Here is a 17,269-nt window from a genome sequence, read left to right on the forward strand (position 1 = left end):
AATACGGGTAAATCTGGTGGATCGGCGGAGTTCACGCGGCTGCGTTGTTCGCAGCACCGGCTCTTTCGAGCCCTTCTGGCGCCGTACCGGGTGCTTTACCGTTCTGGCGCAAGACGTGCATGACCTCATTCATCGGCGGGTTCCGGACGTTGGGGGGGCTGCCTGCCTATAAATAGGCTTTGCTCGCTTATCGGGCCATTGCCCCAAGCAGCTAGGTATACACAGCACCCGAACCACTAACGCCACGCGGAATGACCGCCGCTGAACTGCTATTGATCCACCGCTCAGCTATATTAATTAACCATGTAACAATTCAGACACACGCATCCGGATTTTCTGAAGCGTTCAACTACCGGGTGCCCGAGCGGCTTGCCGCTCTCGTCCAATTGGCACAATAAGTATTAGATTCCGGCATCCGGAATAGATTCCGGTGCCAAACTACATTTCACGTTCCTGCTACTGCTGTACCGGTATGGGGAACAATCAACTTCCATACCGACCGTCAATTTTGTCGATCATGCAACAGTCGGGCCGCAACTGGCAATGGCGGTAAGCCTTGACCAGCGCACTTGGGCGCCCCGCATGAGCGGAAAACCTTTGATTTTAGCGTATTTAGCGCAACCCAGCACCTTTCAAGACCGTCATACGGCTAGACAGCTCGAGATAGCGTTTGCGCGCCTCTTCCGAAGCAAGCCCTGCAGCCGCCAGCTTGGCCATTTCCGTTTTCGCCGAATCGAATTCGATTCGCCGCAAGGCGTCGTCCCATTCGGTCTGGGGATCAGGCAGGTCTTCCTGCGCGAGCATGTCCGCCCGCAGGCCCTTCAAGACCGTGGCAAGGTCCGAATCGGGCTCAGCGGCCTCCAGCAACGCACCGACATGGCGCGCACCGCTGGTTTGCGCCAGCATGATCAGGTCCCGTACCAATCCTAGATGGGGGCCATGGTCGATGACTTCAAGCTGCTGGTCGCCCATGGAGTCAACCAGTTCGGGATGGGCGAGCAGCAGACTCAACAGCCGCTTGGCCAGGGACGGCATGGTGCGGCGCCCCTCGAAGCCGCCAACGTCGTTGTCGCGCCGGCCTTTCCAGTTGCCCTTGCCACCTTTCCAATCGCCCTTGCCCTTCCAGTCGCCCTTACCTTTCCAGTCGCTTTTACCCTTCCATTCCTGCTTGCCGCCTTGTTGCCATCCGCCCGCGCCGCCGCTCGGCTCGTCGCCGTGCGAGGCGTACTGGCCGTAATCGGTGAAGTCCGACTCGTCTGCCGGAATGTCGCTGAAATCGTGGTTGCCGAAGTCGTAGCCCATGTCAGGCGGACCGCCGTCATGACCGGGCTCGCTACCCGAAGGCATTCCGGCTTCACCCGCGCCGGGCGCTGGCCGCGGGCCGGGTGCGAACGGTTTGGCGGGTTGCTGCGCCAAGACCTGCGCCATTTCCTCGGGCGTCAGCTGAACCAGCTTGGCCATTTCCCGTTCGATCTGCACGCGCAGCGCACATTCAGGAATCGCTGACAACAGCGGCTTGGCCTCGTGAAGGCAACTGGCGCGGCCTTCGGCTTCGTTCATGTTGTGACGCGATGCAAGCTCGTCCAGGAGGAACCGGGACAGCGCCACGGCATCGCCCAGACAGGCACGGAACGCTTCGGCCCCCAATTCGCGCACGTACGAATCGGGATCGTGCTCGGCCGGCAGGAACAGAAAGCGGATCGCGATATCGTCCCTGAGCACCGGCAGACAGGCCTGCAGCGCGCGCCAGGCAGCACGCCGTCCGGCCTTGTCGCCGTCGAAGCTGAAGATGACCTTGTCGCTGGACCGCAGCAGCTTCTTGACGTGATCCGGGGTGGTCGCGGTGCCCAGCGTGGCGACGGCATTGGCGATGCCCTGCTGCGCCAGCCCGACCACGTCCATGTAGCCTTCGACGACGATGACCTGACCTTCCTGGCGGATGGCTTGGCGCGCCTCCCACAGGCCGTAGAGCTCCTGCCCTTTTGAAAACAGAGGCGTCTCGGGCGAGTTCAGGTATTTGGGCTCGCCTTTGCCGATGATCCGGCCGCCAAATCCGATGAGACTGCCGCGCGCGTTGCGGATCGGAAACATAACCCGCTCGCGGAAGCGGTCGTAGCGGCGCCCGTCTTCAGACTCGATGACAAGTCCGGACTCCACCAGCGTGGGGTCTTCGTAATTGGGAAACACCTGGGACAAGCCGTGGCGGTCCGTACCGGACCAACCCAATCCGAAATGCGCTGCAATTTCGCCGGTCAGACCGCGCTGCTTCAAATAGCGGACGGCTGCGGGAGAAGCACGCAACTGTTTCAGGTAATGGGCTTGGGCCGCATCGAGCACCTGCGTATGGCGGGACTCTTCGGCCTTGCGGCGTGCCGATTCCTGCTGCTGGCGGGGACTGCGGTTTTCTTCGGGGACCGTCATTCCCGCCGACGCCGCGAGCGTGCGCACGGCGTCGGGGAAACTGGCGCCCGTATGTTCCATCAAGAAGGTGATGGCGCTGCCGTGTGCACCACATCCGAAGCAGTGATAGAACTGCTTGGTGGGGCTGACAGTGAACGAGGGGCTTTTTTCGTTATGAAAGGGGCACAGGCCAAGCAAGTTGGCCCCACCCTTTCGCAACTGCACATATCGCCCGACAACGTCGACGACGTCGACTCGGGCGAGCAAATCCTGGATGAATGATTCTGGAATCAATAGATTCGGGAATCAGAAATCAATACAGGCGCGGGGGCAGTTGTTGGCTACGGATGCGCTTGTAGTGGCGCTTCACGGCGGCGGCATGCTTGCGCTTGCGCTCGGCGGTGGGCTTCTCATAGAACTCGCGCGAGCGCAGTTCGGTGAGCAAACCGGTCTTTTCGATGGTGCGCTTGAAGCGGCGCAGAGCGGCTTCAAACGGTTCGTTTTCCTTCAGTCGAACGATAGGCATAAAGTAATTGGCCTGCTTGTAGGGTAACAAAGTTGATGACAAACCTGGCTTGCTTTTCCAGCAACGCCTTGAAAGCGCAACCCGGGCACGCTTTCGCCCGGGTTTGAGCTGGCTGTTTCCGTTACCCAAAGACTACCCAGAGAGTAACAAGCCAAGTTCGGTTTAGCGATAACCAGCGATTCTAGCATGGGTAAGGACGGTTTGCCTACTGCCAGCGCTCGACTGCGGCCAGCACCCCGTCCCTGCCCCGCTTGCGATCAGCTCTGGGAACCCTTGCGGATCCAGGCTTCCAGCTGATGGGGACGCAAGCTGTCGTAATCTTCAAACGGCTGGTGAATCCAGGGATTCGTGGGCAGCTTCTCGACGTAATAGTCGGGCGTTGCCAGGGAATGCCCCTTCCACCACAGCACGGCGCTGCGCAATTCGGTGATGTCGGCGAACTGGCTCTTCAGGTGATCGAACACCTTATTGAACGTCTTGCCGGTATCCACCATGTCGTCCACCAGCAACACCCGGCCGGAAAGCGTGCCGCGGGTGATGGTGATGAACTGGGCGATGTCCATGTCGCCTTGCTTGGTGCCGGCTGCTTCGCGATAGCTGCTGGTGGCAAGAATGCCCAGCGGCACGTCAAAAATACGCGACATGACGTCGCCTACACGCATACCGCCGCGCGCCAGGCAAAGAATCTTGTCAAACTTCCAGCCCGACTGATGCACCTGCAAAGTAAGGCGCTCGATCAAGCGGTTGTAATCGTCCCACGTTACCCACAGATGGCTATCGTCACTGGTCGGCGTGCTCATAGGCAAGCATCTCCTGCACAAAAATACGAAAAGGCCGCCGCCGGTATGACCGGCGGCGGCCTTGGGAATAATAACCCGATGTCAGCCCTTCAGGGGATGACGCAAAACAATGGTCTCGTTGCGGTCCGGACCGGTGGACACGAGGTCGATCGGCACACCGCAGACTTCCGCCACGCGCTCGAGGTAGCGGCGCGCCGCGGCGGGCAGCTTGGCGTATTCGGTGATGCCGACGGTGGACTCGCTCCAGCCGGGCAGCTCTTCGAGCACCGGTTGCGCCTGCGCCACGGCGTGCGCGCCATAGGGCAGCACGTCGCGGAATTCACCATTGACGCGATAACCGACGCCCAACTGGATGGTTTCCAGGCCGTCCAGCACGTCCAGCTTGGTGATGCACAGACCGGAAATACCGTTCAGACGGACCGAACGCTTCAGCGCCGCGCCGTCGAACCAGCCGCAGCGGCGCGGACGGCCCGTGACCGAACCGAATTCCTTGCCGATGGTGGCCAGGCGGGTGCCGATCTCGTCGACCAGTTCCGTGGGGAACGGGCCGGAGCCGACGCGCGTGGTGTACGCCTTGGTGATGCCTAGGACGTAATCCAGTTGCTGGGGACCCACGCCGGCGCCGGCCGAGGCCGCACCTGCCACGCAGTTGCTGCTGGTGACGAAGGGGTACGTGCCGTGATCGACGTCCAGCAACGCGCCTTGTGCGCCTTCGAACAGGAGGCGCTTACCTTCCTGCTGCATGGCGTACAGGTTGCTCGAGACATCCTTGACCATCGGGGCGATGGCCGGCGCGAGCGCCATGGCTTGATCGCGGACTTCGTTGGCCGAGACGGCTTCCGCGCCCAGGTACTTGGTCAGCACGAAGTTGTGGTAATCCAGCACTTCGGCGAGCTTTTCGTCGAACAGCGAAGGATTGAAGAGATCTTGCACGCGCAGGGCACGGCGGGCGACCTTGTCTTCGTAGGCCGGGCCGATGCCGCGACCGGTGGTGCCGATCTTGCCTTCGCCCTTGCGTGCTTCACGCGCCTTGTCGATGGCGACGTGGTACGGCAGGATCAGCGGGCAGATCTCGGAGATCTGCAGGCGCGAACGCACATCCAGGCCGGCGGCCTCCAGCTCTTCGATTTCCTTGAGCAGGGCTTCCGGGGACAGCACGACGCCATTGCCGATGAAGCAGGTGACGCCGGGGTGCATGATGCCCGACGGGATCAGGCGAAGAATCGTCTTCTTGCCATTGATCCACAGCGTATGGCCGGCATTGTGACCGCCCTGGAAGCGGACCACGCCCTGGACGGATTCCGCCAGCCAGTCGACGATCTTGCCCTTGCCCTCGTCACCCCATTGGGTGCCGATTACGACTACGTTCTTGCTCATGATACGAATCAATTTCGAGTTTCTCGGGAAATCCGGAAATCTCCCCGCGGCCCCCTCGTTTCCGAGAGGGAGTTAGTCACAGCGTTTTGACCGTCCAGACGCCATCCTGCAGCGCCAGCTCGCGATCGCAAACGAATTCGTCCTGATCCTGCTCGTGACCGGGCAATACCTGAACGACGATTTCCCCTGACCGGCGCAAGCGGCGAACCGCCTCGGTCAGAGCGGGGGCTTGCCCCCAGGGCGCACGAACCGCTCGCGCCCTTTCCGCCGGCGGCAGACCCGCCGCCAGCTTGCGTAAATCAAGACTGAAGCCCGTGGCCGGACGCGCGCGGCCGAACGCGCGGCTGACGTCGTCGTAGCGGCCACCACTGACCAACGCGTCGTGCCAGCCTTCGGCGTACAGGGCGAACTTGACGCCCGTGTGGTAAGCGTAACCGCCCACGTCGGCCAGATCCACACTGAACGACACGTTCGGCGTCGCATCCACCACCGCCTGAAGCGCGTCGAGCGCCTCGGCGACACCCGGCAATGCCGGCAGGTCGCGACGGGCAACCTTGAGCACTTCGGGACCACCGTACAACGTGGGCAGCAACTGCAGCGCCTTCAACGTTTCCGGACGGATGCCGGGCGCGCGCGCCACGAGCTCACCCAATCCGGGCACATCCTTGTCGCGCATCAGCCGGATGGCGTCCTGCGCCAGTTCGGCCGCTGCCGGGTCCGATTTCAGGATGGCGCGAAGCACGCCGGAATGACACAGATCCAGGCGCGGATTGCGAACGCCAGCGATGGCAACCGTTTCCAGCACGAGCTGGATGATTTCGAGGTCGGCTTCAAATCCGGCATGGCCGTAGATTTCAGCGCCGATCTGCAGCAATTCGCGGCTTGACAGCAAGTCCGAGGGGCGCGCATGTAGCACGTTGCCGCAGTAACACAGGCGGGTGACGCCCGCGCGGTTCAGCAAGTGCGCGTCGATGCGCGTAACCTGGGGAGTCATGTCCGCGCGCACGCCCAGCGTGCGGCCCGAAAGCTGGTCGACCAGCTTGCAGGTGCGCAGATCCAGATCGCTACCGGTGCCCGACAGCAATGAATCGATGTACTCGACCAGGGGCGGCGCGACCAGCTCGAACCCGTAAGTACGGTAAAGATCGAGAAGTTCGCGGCGCAGTTCCTCGATGCGCCGAGCCTCTGCCGGAAGTACGTCGGCAAGGCTTTCGGGCAGCAGCCAGTTACCCATGAATGTGTTTACCTGAATAACGCCAAGTGATGCGTGGGCGTCGCCCAAACGAAAAGCGGCTGAGGGGCGTAAGCCCGCTCAGCCGCTGCGGAATGTTTTCTAGCTTACGCGGTATTGTACATGGTTCAGCCGCGAGCGCCAGCCGTGGGTCGGGCGTGGCCGGACTGCCCGGCTGCGCCCTCGATACCGGGCGGAAGTCGTCCCGCCTGAAGCAGAAAAGCCCCTCGGGGACCCGAGGGGCTTTTCGTTCGTGCTAGCTGGGCAAGATCACTTGGCCGGCACGGTGACCGGCGCCAAGGCAGCGCCCGCCGGATCCTTCATGAACTGGAAGAAGCTGGAGCTGGGGTCCACGACCAGCACATCGCCCGGCTTGGAGAACGATGCCCGATAGGCTTCCAGGCTCTTGTAGTACGTGTAGAAGTCCGGGTTCTTGCCATAGGCCTGGGCGTAGATGGCTGCCGCTGCGGCGTCCCCCTCACCCATGATGCCCTGGGCCTTGGCGTACGCCTGGGCCACGATGACCTCGCGCTGGCGATCGGCTTCGGCGCGGATCTTCTCGCCTTCGGCGGCGCCGATGGAACGCAGCTCGTTGGCGACGCGGGTACGCTCGGCTTCCATGCGGCGGTAGACCGACTCGGAGATTTCCGGTGCGAACTCGATGCGGCGCAGGCGCACGTCGACGATCTGCACGCCCAGGGGCTCGGCACGCTTGGCGACGTTTTCCAGGATCTCCGTCATGATCTTGTCGCGTTCGGTCGAGACCACGTCCCGCACGGTACGCACGTTGACCGACGCGTTCAGGGCGTCGCGGATCTGAGCCTGCAGACGCTCTTGGGCCGCGCGCTCGTTGCCGCCGAACGTCACATAGAACACGCGGGGATCCGCAATGCGCCACTTGACGTAGGAGTCGATCAGCAGGTTCTTCTTTTCGGAAGTCTGGATGCGCTCGGCTTCGTTGGTTTCGATGGTCAGAATGCGCTTGTCGAGCGTGACGACATTCTGGAAAGGCGGCGGAACCTTGAAGTAAAGGCCAGGTTCGCTGATGACGCGGCGGACCTCGCCCAGCGAGAACACCAAGGCATAGTCGCGCTCGCGCACCACGAAAACGCTGGAGGAAAGGAGGGCCAGCACGATGAGCAGGCCGACCAGGATGGGCATAAGACGATTCATGTTCAGGACTCCTCCGGATTAGCGCGACATACGGTCGCGGGGCAGCGTGTTGCTATTGCTGCTGCCGGAAGGCTGCGGCACCGGCGCGGCCGTACCGCGCGGAGGCTGCTGGACAGGCGCATTGGACACGGGCGAGCCAGAGCTGCCGATGTTCGACTTGCCTGCGTCCTGAGCGGCCAGATGCATGATCTTGTCCAGGGGCAAATACAACATGTTGTTGTTGCTCTTGGTATCGACCATGACCTTGCTGGCGCGGGTGAAGATGTCCTGCATGCTTTCCAGGTACATGCGCTGGCGCATGACTTGAGGCGACTTTTCGTATTCGCCCAGGATGCTGGTGAAGCGCGACGTATTACCTTGCGCATCGCCGACGACCTTGGCCTTGTAACCTTCAGCCTGTTCCGTCATGCGCGATGCCTGACCGCTGGCCAGCGGCACGACCTGATTGGCGTAGGCCTGGCCTTCGTTGATCTGGCGCTCGCGATCCTGACCGGCCTTGACGGCGTCGTCGAACGCGGCCTGCACCTGCTCGGGCGGCTGCACGTTCTGGATGGCGACGGTGCTGATCTGCACGCCCGTCTGGTAGCGATCGAGGATCTGCTGCATCAGCGCCTGGACTTGGGAAGCCACCGTCGTACGGCCTTCGTACAGCACGAAGTCCATCGACTGCTTGCCCACGACTTCGCGCATGGCGGTTTCGGATGCCTGGCGCACGGACTCGTCCGGGTCGCGCGTCTTGAAGAGATAGTCGGGCGCGCCGTCTGCCTTCAGGCGGTACTGGACGACGAACTGCATATCGACGATGTTCTCGTCCGTCGTGAGCATCAGCGCTTCGGGCAGAACCTTGTTGCGCGCGCCGCCACGGAATCCGACTTCGAACGTGCGCAGTTGCGACACGTTGACGATTTCATGGCTTTGAATGGGGTACGGCAGACGCCACTGGAAACCGGCTTGCGACGTGCTCTTGTACTTGCCGAATTGGGTCACGACCGCGACCTGGCCTTCTTGCACGATGTAAAAGCCGCTGGCCAGCCAGATGCCCGCCGCGACCAGAGCAATGACGCCCAGGCCGATGCGTGTGCCGCGCGGGGATGGCGGCGTCATGCCGCCGCGGTTGCCGGGGCGGTTATTGCCGCCACCGCCCTTGCGCCCGAACAGGTTCCCGATGCGATTGTTGAAATCGCGCCAGACCTCGTCCAGGTCAGGAGGGCCGTCTCCGTTGCCTTGGGGCCGCTTGGGCGGCGGCTCGGAGCCATTGTTGTTTCCACGACCCCAACCGGGGTCATTCAGATTGAAGAGTTTGATAATTCGCGGCATTGTTTCCCACAATCTGTCCGGTCTCCGCAATTGCCCCGCGCAACGCATCCAAACCGGCGCGCTCGGTGGCGCTTACAAATACTCGCGCAATCGTACCATGTGCATCGCGCTCCACCCGCGGTTCCAATCCCGCCCGGTCGATCTTGTTGTATACCAGAATGGTTGGAATCGCGGCAGCGCCTATTTCGGCGAGGACCTTGTTCACTTCGAAAATCTGCTCATCCCGCTGCGGGCTGGCCGAGTCCACCACATGCAGCAGCAGGTCGGCGTGCACGGTTTCTTCGAGGGTGGCCCGGAAGGCAGCAATAAGGTTGTGAGGCAGGTCGCGGATGAAGCCCACGGTGTCTGACACCACCACCGATCCGGCGCCTTCGATCCAGATGCGGCGCGTCGTCGTGTCCAGCGTGGCAAAGAGCTGGTCGGCGGCGTAGGCGTCGGCCCGGGTCAGCGCGTTGAACAGCGTCGACTTGCCGGCGTTGGTATAGCCGACCAGGGACACCGACAGCGCCCCACCCCGCGCGCGGGCGCGCCTTTGGGTGATGCGCTGGCGCTCGACTTTGTCGAGCCGTTCGCGCAGCGTCTTGACCTTGGCGCCGATCATGCGGCGGTCCATTTCGAGCTGGGATTCGCCGGGGCCTCGCATCCCGATGCCGCCACGCTGCCGCTCCAGGTGGCTCCACATGCGCGTGAGGCGCGTGGCCAGATGCTGGAGCTGGGCCAGTTCGACCTGCAGCTTGCCTTCGTGGCTCTTTGCGCGCAGCGCGAAGATATCCAGGATGAGGGCGACGCGATCCACCACGCGCAAGTTGAAGGCGCGTTCAAGGTTGCGTTGCTGGGCGGGCGACAAAGGCTGATCGAAAAGGACGATATCGGCGAGCAGCGCCTGCGCCATCGCGACGCCCTCGTCGGCCTTGCCGGAGCCGATGAAGAACTTGGCGTCCGGACGATCGCGGCGGGCCGTCAGGGTGCCGACGATTTCGGCGCCCGCGCCCTTGGCCAGCATGGCGAATTCCTCGGCGTGCGCCGTGAAGTCCGGATCACCGAGATCCACACTGATGATCAGAGCGCGCATACATGCACCATATTCGAGCCAAAGCGAAAATGCCCGCCGACGGGAACCGTCTGGCGGGCAATAAAAGGTAAAGCTGGAGCGAGATTACTCAGCAGGGACTTCCACTTGAAAATTGACGGCACGCGCGGGAACGACGGTCGAGATGGCGTGCTTGTAGACCATTTGGGTGACCGTATTGCGCAGCAGCACCACGTATTGGTCGAAGGATTCGATTTGCCCTTGAAGCTTGATGCCGTTCACGAGGTAGATCGACACGGGCACATGATCCTTGCGCAGCGTGTTGAGGAACGGATCTTGCAGAGTTTGCCCTTTATTGCTCATTGGCCAGGCTCCATTTGATTGTTATTGAGTGATGACGCGCTTTTTGTACTGGTGGAGCACGCCGAAACACGTACTCTACAGGGTTTTCCCGGCCCGTGCTACTTGGCCGGGAAGCAAAAATGAGACCAGAGTTTTCCAGCTGAAAAGCCCTTGAAATCACGCCTGCAGGATCTTGTCGAGCGCTTGCAGAAGCATGTCGCATTGGCCTTCCGTACCTACCGTGATGCGCAGGAATTGGTCGATCCGCGCATGACGGAAATGACGCACGATGATGCTGCGTTCACGCAGGGCGGCGGCGAGCGTCGCGGCGTCTTTTTCCGGGTGGCGTGCAAACACGAAGTTCGCCGCCGACGGGAGCACCTCGAAGCCCAACGACTCCAGCCCTGCGGTCATGCGCGACCGGGTTTCGATCACGGCGTTGCGGGTCTGCTCAAAATACTCCGTATCCTCCAGCGCCGCCACTGCGCCGGCGGATGCCAGCCGATCGATGGGGTAGGAGTTGAAACTGTTCTTTACCCGCTCCAGGCCGTCGATGAGCGCGGCGCTGCCCACGGCAAAGCCCACGCGCAAACCAGCCAGCGAGCGCGACTTGGAAAGCGTCTGCACCACCAGCAGGTTGTCGTAGCGCGAGACCAGCGGGATCACCGATTCGGCGCCGAAATCCACGTACGCCTCGTCCACGACGACGACCGTGTCAGGGTTGCCGGCGACGATGCGTTCGACTTCGGCGGCGCTGAGTGCGCGACCGGTGGGGGCATTGGGGTTCGGGAAGATGATGGCGCCGGCCTGACCGTGGCGCGCCGGCAGGTAGTCTTCGACGTCGATGCGGAAGTCCGCGGTGAGCGGCATCGTTTCGAACTCGATGCCGTACAGGCCGCAATACACCGGGTAAAAGCTGTAGGTAATGTCCGGGAACCGCAGCGGGCGATCATGCTTGAGCAGCGCAAGAAATGCGTGCGCCAGCACCTCGTCGGATCCGTTGCCCACGAACACCTGCTGCGGCTGCGCGCCGACGGCCGTAGCGATGGCCTCGCGCAGGCGGTCCGAGGACGGATCCGGATAGAGCTTGAGCGTGTCGTCGCAGGCCGCGCGGATCGCATCGAGCACCTTGGGCGACGGCCCGTAAGGGTGCTCGTTGGTGTTCAGCTTGACCAGATTCTGAAGCTTGGGCTGCTCGCCCGGCACATACGGACTGAGCGTCCCGACAACGGGACTCCAGAAACGGCTCATGGATCAGCTTTCCTGCGTGTAGGGGTTGTGCGAAGACTTGAATTCAATGCGCAGCGGCGTACCGGCCAGGTCGAACGCATTGCGGAAACGCGTTTCGAGGTACCGGCGGTACGAGTCGGGAATCGCGTCCAGCGCATTGCCGTGAATAACGACCAGCGGCGGGTTCTGTCCGCCCTGGTGCGCGTAGCGCAACTTGGGACGGAAGATGCCCTTGCGCGGCGGCTGCTGCTGTTCGACCGCGGCTTGCAGCTCGCGCGTGAGCTTGGGCGTGGACAGCTTGGCAAACGCGGCGGCGTGTGCGGCATTGATGGACTTGAGCAAGGGCTTGATGCCCTGCCCGCGCAGCGCCGAGATCGTGTGGACGCGCGCGAATGACAGGAAGCGCAGCTTGCGGTTGAACTCGCGCTCGATGCGTTCCTTTTCTTCGCCGTCCAGGCCATCCCACTTGTTGACGGCCACAACCACGGCACGCCCGGTTTCCAGCACGAACCCGGCGATGTGCGCGTCCTGCTCGGAGATTTCGGTTTGCGCGTCGAGCATCAGCAGCACCACGTTGCTGGCCTCGATGGCCTGCAAGGTCTTGATGACGGAAAACTTTTCGACGGCCTCGAACACCTTGCCGCGCTTGCGCAGACCGGCGGTGTCGATGAGCGTGTAGCGGCGGCCGTCGCGATCGAAATCGATTTCGATCGCGTCGCGCGTGGTGCCTGGCATGTCGAACGCGATGACGCGTTCTTCGCCCATGAACGTGTTGATGAGCGTGGACTTGCCCACGTTGGGACGGCCCACGATCGCCAGCTTGATGCGGTGATCGTGTTCGCCTTCTTCGGCAGGTTCTTCTTCGGCAGGCGGTTCGGCCAGATCCTTGAGCGCGAGCTCGATCAGATCGACGATGCCGTCGCCATGCGCCGCCGAAATCGGATAGGGCTGGCCCAGGCCGAGTTCATGGAACTCGGCGATGGCGGGCCCCAGGCCCATGCCTTCGGCCTTGTTCACCGCCAGCAGCACGCGCTGCTGGCCGGATTTGCGCAGCAGTTGCGCAATTTCGTGGTCGTGCGCGTTGATGCCCGCGCGCGCATCCACCAGGAACACGACGACGTCCGCCTCGGCAATGGCCTGCCGGGTCTGGCGGGCCATTTCGAGCAGGATGCCGTCCTTGGCCACGGGCTCGAAGCCGCCGGTATCGATGGCGATGAACGGAATATCGCCCACCCTGCCCTCGCCGTAATGGCGATCGCGGGTCAGGCCGGAATAATCGGCCACCAGCGCGGCGCGCGATCGCGTCAGGCGGTTGAAAAGGGTCGATTTCCCCACATTGGGGCGGCCGACCAGGGCAACGACAGGCTTGAAAGACACGGTAAAAGGCTTTGTTTTATAAGGTTCAGTTGGTGCCGATCAGGACGAGATTGCCATTGCCCGTCTGGACCAGCACGCCTTGGGGCGTCGTCTGCGGCGGCGACACGACCGCGCCGCCACCCACCGACAGACGCGCCATCAGGCTGCCATCGCTGCGCGACAGGAAATGCACATATCCGTCCAGATCGCCGACAGCCAGCGCACCCCCCAGCATAGCCGGAGCGGTGACCTGGCGGTTCTTCAGGGCGGCCTGCTTCCAGAGATTACCGCCATTATCCAGCGCAAACGCGTTGACCACGCTGTTCTGGTCGGCGGAAAAGGCGAAGCGGTCGTCCAGGGTGAGGCCGCTGACGCTGGAGAAGTCTTTCGTCCAGAGCGGACGGCCGCCAGCGGTGACGTCGAAGCAAACGATACGTCCCTGATAAGCGACGGCGCACAGCAGGTTGCCGGCGATGCGAGGCGCGCCGACCACGTCGGTCAGGCGCTCTAGGTCGCCAGCGCCGCGCGGCGTGGCGACGGTGCCTTCCCATTGCACGTTGCCGCTGTTTGATGCGATGGCAAGGAGCTTGCCGCCAGGCAACCCCGTGATGACCAGACCTTCGGCCAGGACCATCTGCGCAACGCTGCGCAAGGCGAGCGAGGGGCCTGGACGCTGCACGCTCCAGACGCGCTCGCCGCTGTTGGCGTCGAAGGCCTGGATGCGATAGTCGCCGCTGCGAACAACGACGATGCCGTAGCCGACAACCGGCGGGATGGCGACGTCGCTGGTGGCGCGGACCTTCCATTTCACCTTGCCGGTGTCGTCGAAGGCGATGACGTCGCCGTTGGGGGACGCCACGGCGGTGGTGGTGCCATCGCTGCCGGCGCCGGCAGACAACTTGGTGTCGGCCTTGGCCTTCCAGATGACACGGCCGCTCTGCAGATCGAACTTGCCGACGGAGCCGTCAGGCGTCGCAGCATAGATGGCGTCGCCGAGCACGGTGGGCGCGAAGCCCAGGCCGGAGCCGCTGCCGACGGACGTGGACCAGACCTGGCGCACGGACATGCCGGCCTTGTATTCGGTCAAGGGCGCGGGATCGTAACGGCCGTCGTCATGGGAAAACATGCCGCAACCACCCAGGGCAAGCAGGCTTGCCAGCAGAACGGCGCCGCGCCACGTACGGCCAGGTGCAAATTTACGCATTACAGTCACGCTCCGCTCAAGGCATCCAGTTTCAGTTGCACAACCTGGGTCAGGGGATTGGCCAGGCCCAGGCCATCAATGGCGCTCTGCCAGGCCGCGCGCGCTTCCTCGCGCTTGCCTTGCGCAGCCAGCACGTCGCCGCGGCGGTCAGCGAACAAGGCGGCAAAGGCGGCCGGCGGATTGTTCAACTGCGCCAGCGCGGCGTCGTATTGCTTCTGGTCCAGCATCATGCCTGCCAGACGCAGGCGCGCCACGGCTTGCATGGCGGGGTTCTTGCCTTGGCCAGCCAGCCATTCGAGCTGTTCGCGGGCGCCGGCGTCGTCCTTTTGCGCCTGCAGGGCCTGCGCTGCCACAAGGGCGCCGCGCGCGGCATAGCCGGTGTTGGGATATTTTTCGCGCAGCGTCGAGGCGGCGGTCTTGATGCGCACCGAGGAATCGGCGCCGCCCAGGCGAGCGGCGTCTTCCAGCGCTTCGAAGTAACCCATGGCCTGGTTGGCCTGATGCGATTCGTACGCCTTCCAGCCCCACCAGCCGCCCCAAGCCAGGAGCACCACCGTCGTCAGGGCCAGCAGCAGCGTCCCGTAGCGGGCCCACCACGCCTTGATCGCGTCGAGTTTTTCCTGTTCTTCAAGATCGTATGCCATGCCTTAACCCTTGTTGTTCAATGCGTCGGCCAGCTTTGCCAGCGGAACCTGTTGCTGCGCCGCCTCGCCCTGCTCTTCTGCGCGCAGGAACTTGACGCTGGCCGTCTGCGACGCCACTTCGTCGGCGCCAAGGATAACCGCAACGCGGGCGCCGCTGGCGTCCGCGCGCTTGAATTGCGACTTGAAGCCAGCCGATCCGGCATGCACGATGACCGAGAGGCCCGCGTCGCGCAGGTCTTCGCCGACCCGGGCGGCCAGGCGCTGCGCGTCTTCGCCCTGATGCACGATGTAGACATCGCACTCGGCCGGCGCGGCGATTTCAACGCTTTGTTCCCAGAGGTCAAGCAGACGTTCCATGCCGATGGCAAAGCCCACGGCCGGCGCGGTCTTGCCGCCCAAGAGTTCGACCAGGCCGTCGTAGCGGCCGCCGCCGCAAACCGTGCCTTGGGAACCGAGACGGTCGGTGACCCATTCGAAGACGGTGAGGTTGTAGTAGTCCAGGCCGCGGACCAGACGCGGGTTCAAGCGGTATTCGATGCCGGCGTCGGTGAGGCGCTGGCACACGCCATCGAAGTGCGCGCGGGACTCTTCGCCCAGGAAGTCGAACAGACGCGGCGCGCTGTCGGCCATTTCCTGCATGGCGGGATTCTTGGTGTCCAGGACGCGCAGCGGATTGCTGTACATGCGGCGCTGGCCGTCCTCGTCGAGGATGTCGCGGTGCTTTTCCAGATGCTGGATCAGGGCAGCGCGATGCGCGGCGCGCTCAGCAGGTTGGCCCAGCGAATTGAGTTCAAGGCGCACGTCCTTCAGGCCCAGCAGCTTCCAGAGGCGGGCCAGCATGACGATGAGTTCCGCGTCCACATCGGGACCGGCAAAGCCAAGGGCCTCGACGTCGATCTGGTGGAACTGGCGGTAGCGGCCGCGCTGCGGGCGCTCGTGGCGGAAGACGGGACCGATGGAGTAGACGCGTTGCGGACGGTCGTAGAGCAGGTTGTGCTCGATGGAGGCGCGCACGATGCCGGCGGTCATCTCGGGGCGCATGGTCAGCGATTCGCCGTTGAGCGCGTCGGTGAACGTGTACATCTCTTTTTCGACGATGTCGGTGACTTCGCCGATACCGCGCGCAAACAGGCGCGTATGCTCAAGCACCGGCGTGCGCACATTGCGATAGCCATAGCCGCGCAGCCAGCCGCGCACGATTTCCTCGAATTGCTCCCAGCGGGCGCTAGCCCCCGGCAGCAGATCATTCATGCCGCGTATGGCGGCGACTTTCTGGAAAGCTTGAGTCATCTTGATCATGCCGCTGGCGCGCCCGAGACGCGCACCAGTGGCTACACCCTTACTTTAGTGAGAGGCGAGCGCGCCATAACGGCGCGCAACGTATTCTTCAACGATGGCCTGGAACTCTTCGGCGATATGGTCGCCCTTGAGCGTCACCGTACGCTCGCCGTCGACGAACACCGGCGCGGCCGGCACTTCGCCGGTACCCGGCAGGCTGATGCCGATGTCGGCATGACGGCTTTCGCCCGGCCCATTGACCACACAACCCATCACCGCGACGTTCATGGATTCGACGCCGGGGTATTGCGCGCGCCACACCGGCATCTGCCGGCGCAGGAACGACTGGATGCTGTCGGCAAGTTCCTGGAAGAACGTGCTGCTGGTGCGGCCGCAGCCCGGGCAGGCGACGACCATTGGCGTGAAGGCGCGCAGTCCCATGGTCTGCAGGATTTCCTGCGCGACGATGGCTTCGCGGCTGCGCTCGCCGCCGGGTTCAGGCGTGAGCGAAATGCGGATGGTGTCGCCGATACCTTGCTGCATCAGCACGGCAAGCGCGGCGGTCGAAGCCACGATGCCCTTGCTGCCCATGCCCGCCTCGGTCAGCCCAAGATGCAGGGGATAGTCGCAACGGGCGGACAGATCACGGTAGACCGCGATGAGATCCTGGACATGGCTGACCTTGCACGACAGGATGATCGCGTCGCGCCGCAGGCCGAGTTCTTCGGCGCGCTGGGCATTGCTGATGGCCGAAACAACGAGCGCATCGCGCATGACGGCCTGCGCTTCCCAGGGCTGGGCGCGCCGGCTGTTTTCGTCCATCTTGCGCGCCATGAGTTCGTGGTCGAGGCTGCCCCAGTTGACGCCGATGCGCACCGGCTTGTCGTAGCGGCAGGCGACTTCGATCATTTGCGCGAAGTTGTCGTCGCGGCGCTTGCCGCCCCCCATGTTGCCGGGGTTGATGCGGTATTTGGACAGCGCCTGGGCGCATTCCGGAAACTGCGTCAGCAGCTTGTGGCCGTTGTAGTGGAAGTCGCCCACCAGCGGCACGTTCACGCCCATGCGGTCGAGCTGTTCGCGGATGGCGACGACCTCGCGCGCGGCTTCCGGCGTGTTCACGGTGATGCGCACGAGCTCGGAGCCGGCCAGCGCCAACTCCTTGACCTGGATCGCGGTGGCAATGGCGTCCGCGGTGTCGGTGTTGGTCATGGACTGGACCACGACCGGGGCGTCTCCGCCCACCGTCACGACGCGATCGCCCCACTTGATCGCCACGGAACGCGTGGCGCGGCGCGCTGCGGCTCCCACCGGGGGAGGCGGCGCGTCCTGGCAAGGCAGAGAAGAATCTTGCATCGGGTGGA

The 17,269-nt window shown here is 63.4% G+C and carries 15 protein-coding genes; all 15 read right to left on the reverse strand.

Translation table 11 applies throughout. From position 1 onward, the window contains the following. Window positions 1-612 precede the first annotated feature (612 nt). Window positions 613-2,694 (reverse strand): DNA primase, encoded by a 2,082-nt coding sequence (gene dnaG / locus B2W22_RS00200; protein WP_286935883.1) that lies wholly within the window; start codon window positions 2,692-2,694, stop codon window positions 613-615. A gap of 19 nt (window positions 2,695-2,713) precedes the next feature. Beyond that, window positions 2,714-2,926, reverse strand: coding sequence for a 30S ribosomal protein S21 (rpsU, locus tag B2W22_RS00205; RefSeq protein WP_006218592.1), 213 nt, complete (start codon window positions 2,924-2,926; stop codon window positions 2,714-2,716). Window positions 2,927-3,183: 257 nt separating this feature from the next. Further along, entirely contained in the window at window positions 3,184-3,726 is a 543-nt protein-coding gene (locus B2W22_RS00210; protein WP_056315724.1) for a phosphoribosyltransferase, read from the reverse strand. Between the two features lie 81 nt (window positions 3,727-3,807). Continuing rightward, window positions 3,808-5,103: an adenylosuccinate synthase gene (locus B2W22_RS00215; protein ID WP_175125027.1), complete on the reverse strand. Its 1,296-nt coding sequence runs from the start codon at window positions 5,101-5,103 to the stop codon at window positions 3,808-3,810. Between the two features lie 76 nt (window positions 5,104-5,179). Further along, window positions 5,180-6,337: an ATP phosphoribosyltransferase regulatory subunit gene (locus tag B2W22_RS00220; protein WP_175125089.1), complete on the reverse strand. Its 1,158-nt coding sequence runs from the start codon at window positions 6,335-6,337 to the stop codon at window positions 5,180-5,182. 267 nt (window positions 6,338-6,604) lie between these two features. Then, the gene (gene hflC, locus B2W22_RS00225; protein WP_175125028.1) at window positions 6,605-7,507 is read right to left on the reverse strand and encodes a protease modulator HflC; all 903 of its coding nucleotides are present in this window, start codon (window positions 7,505-7,507) and stop codon (window positions 6,605-6,607) included. An 18-nt stretch (window positions 7,508-7,525) separates the two neighbouring features. Continuing rightward, entirely contained in the window at window positions 7,526-8,824 is a 1,299-nt protein-coding gene (hflK, locus tag B2W22_RS00230) for an FtsH protease activity modulator HflK (protein ID WP_175125029.1), read from the reverse strand. Then, on the reverse strand, window positions 8,790-9,896 hold the full coding sequence (gene hflX / locus B2W22_RS00235; protein ID WP_175125030.1) for a GTPase HflX: 1,107 nt from the start codon (window positions 9,894-9,896) through the stop codon (window positions 8,790-8,792). The genes hflK and hflX overlap by 35 nt, the downstream gene beginning before the upstream one ends. 84 nt (window positions 9,897-9,980) lie before the next feature. Further along, a complete protein-coding gene (gene hfq / locus B2W22_RS00240) occupies window positions 9,981-10,217 on the reverse strand; it encodes an RNA chaperone Hfq (protein WP_006218585.1) in 237 nt (78 codons plus the stop codon). A 156-nt stretch (window positions 10,218-10,373) separates the two neighbouring features. Next, window positions 10,374-11,447 carry a histidinol-phosphate transaminase gene (gene hisC / locus B2W22_RS00245; protein WP_286935884.1) on the reverse strand — a complete coding sequence of 358 codons (1,074 nt, stop codon included), beginning with the start codon at window positions 11,445-11,447 and terminating at the stop codon, window positions 10,374-10,376. A 3-nt stretch (window positions 11,448-11,450) separates the two neighbouring features. Continuing rightward, window positions 11,451-12,803, reverse strand: coding sequence for a ribosome biogenesis GTPase Der (gene der / locus B2W22_RS00250; protein WP_105238156.1), 1,353 nt, complete (start codon window positions 12,801-12,803; stop codon window positions 11,451-11,453). 25 nt (window positions 12,804-12,828) lie between these two features. Next, on the reverse strand, window positions 12,829-13,986 hold the full coding sequence (gene bamB / locus B2W22_RS00255; RefSeq protein WP_286935885.1) for an outer membrane protein assembly factor BamB: 1,158 nt from the start codon (window positions 13,984-13,986) through the stop codon (window positions 12,829-12,831). Window positions 13,987-13,991: 5 nt separating this feature from the next. Beyond that, window positions 13,992-14,630, reverse strand: coding sequence for a YfgM family protein (locus B2W22_RS00260; RefSeq protein WP_175125033.1), 639 nt, complete (start codon window positions 14,628-14,630; stop codon window positions 13,992-13,994). 3 nt (window positions 14,631-14,633) lie between these two features. Further along, on the reverse strand, window positions 14,634-15,920 hold the full coding sequence (gene hisS, locus B2W22_RS00265) for a histidine--tRNA ligase (protein ID WP_175125034.1): 1,287 nt from the start codon (window positions 15,918-15,920) through the stop codon (window positions 14,634-14,636). Between the two features lie 54 nt (window positions 15,921-15,974). Continuing rightward, window positions 15,975-17,261 carry a flavodoxin-dependent (E)-4-hydroxy-3-methylbut-2-enyl-diphosphate synthase gene (ispG, locus tag B2W22_RS00270; protein WP_175125035.1) on the reverse strand — a complete coding sequence of 429 codons (1,287 nt, stop codon included), beginning with the start codon at window positions 17,259-17,261 and terminating at the stop codon, window positions 15,975-15,977. Window positions 17,262-17,269: the final 8 nt, after the last annotated feature.

The sequence above is a fragment of the Achromobacter sp. UBA4530 genome (assembly GCF_002388205.1).
Lineage (GTDB): Bacteria > Pseudomonadota > Gammaproteobacteria > Burkholderiales > Burkholderiaceae_B > Achromobacter > Achromobacter animicus.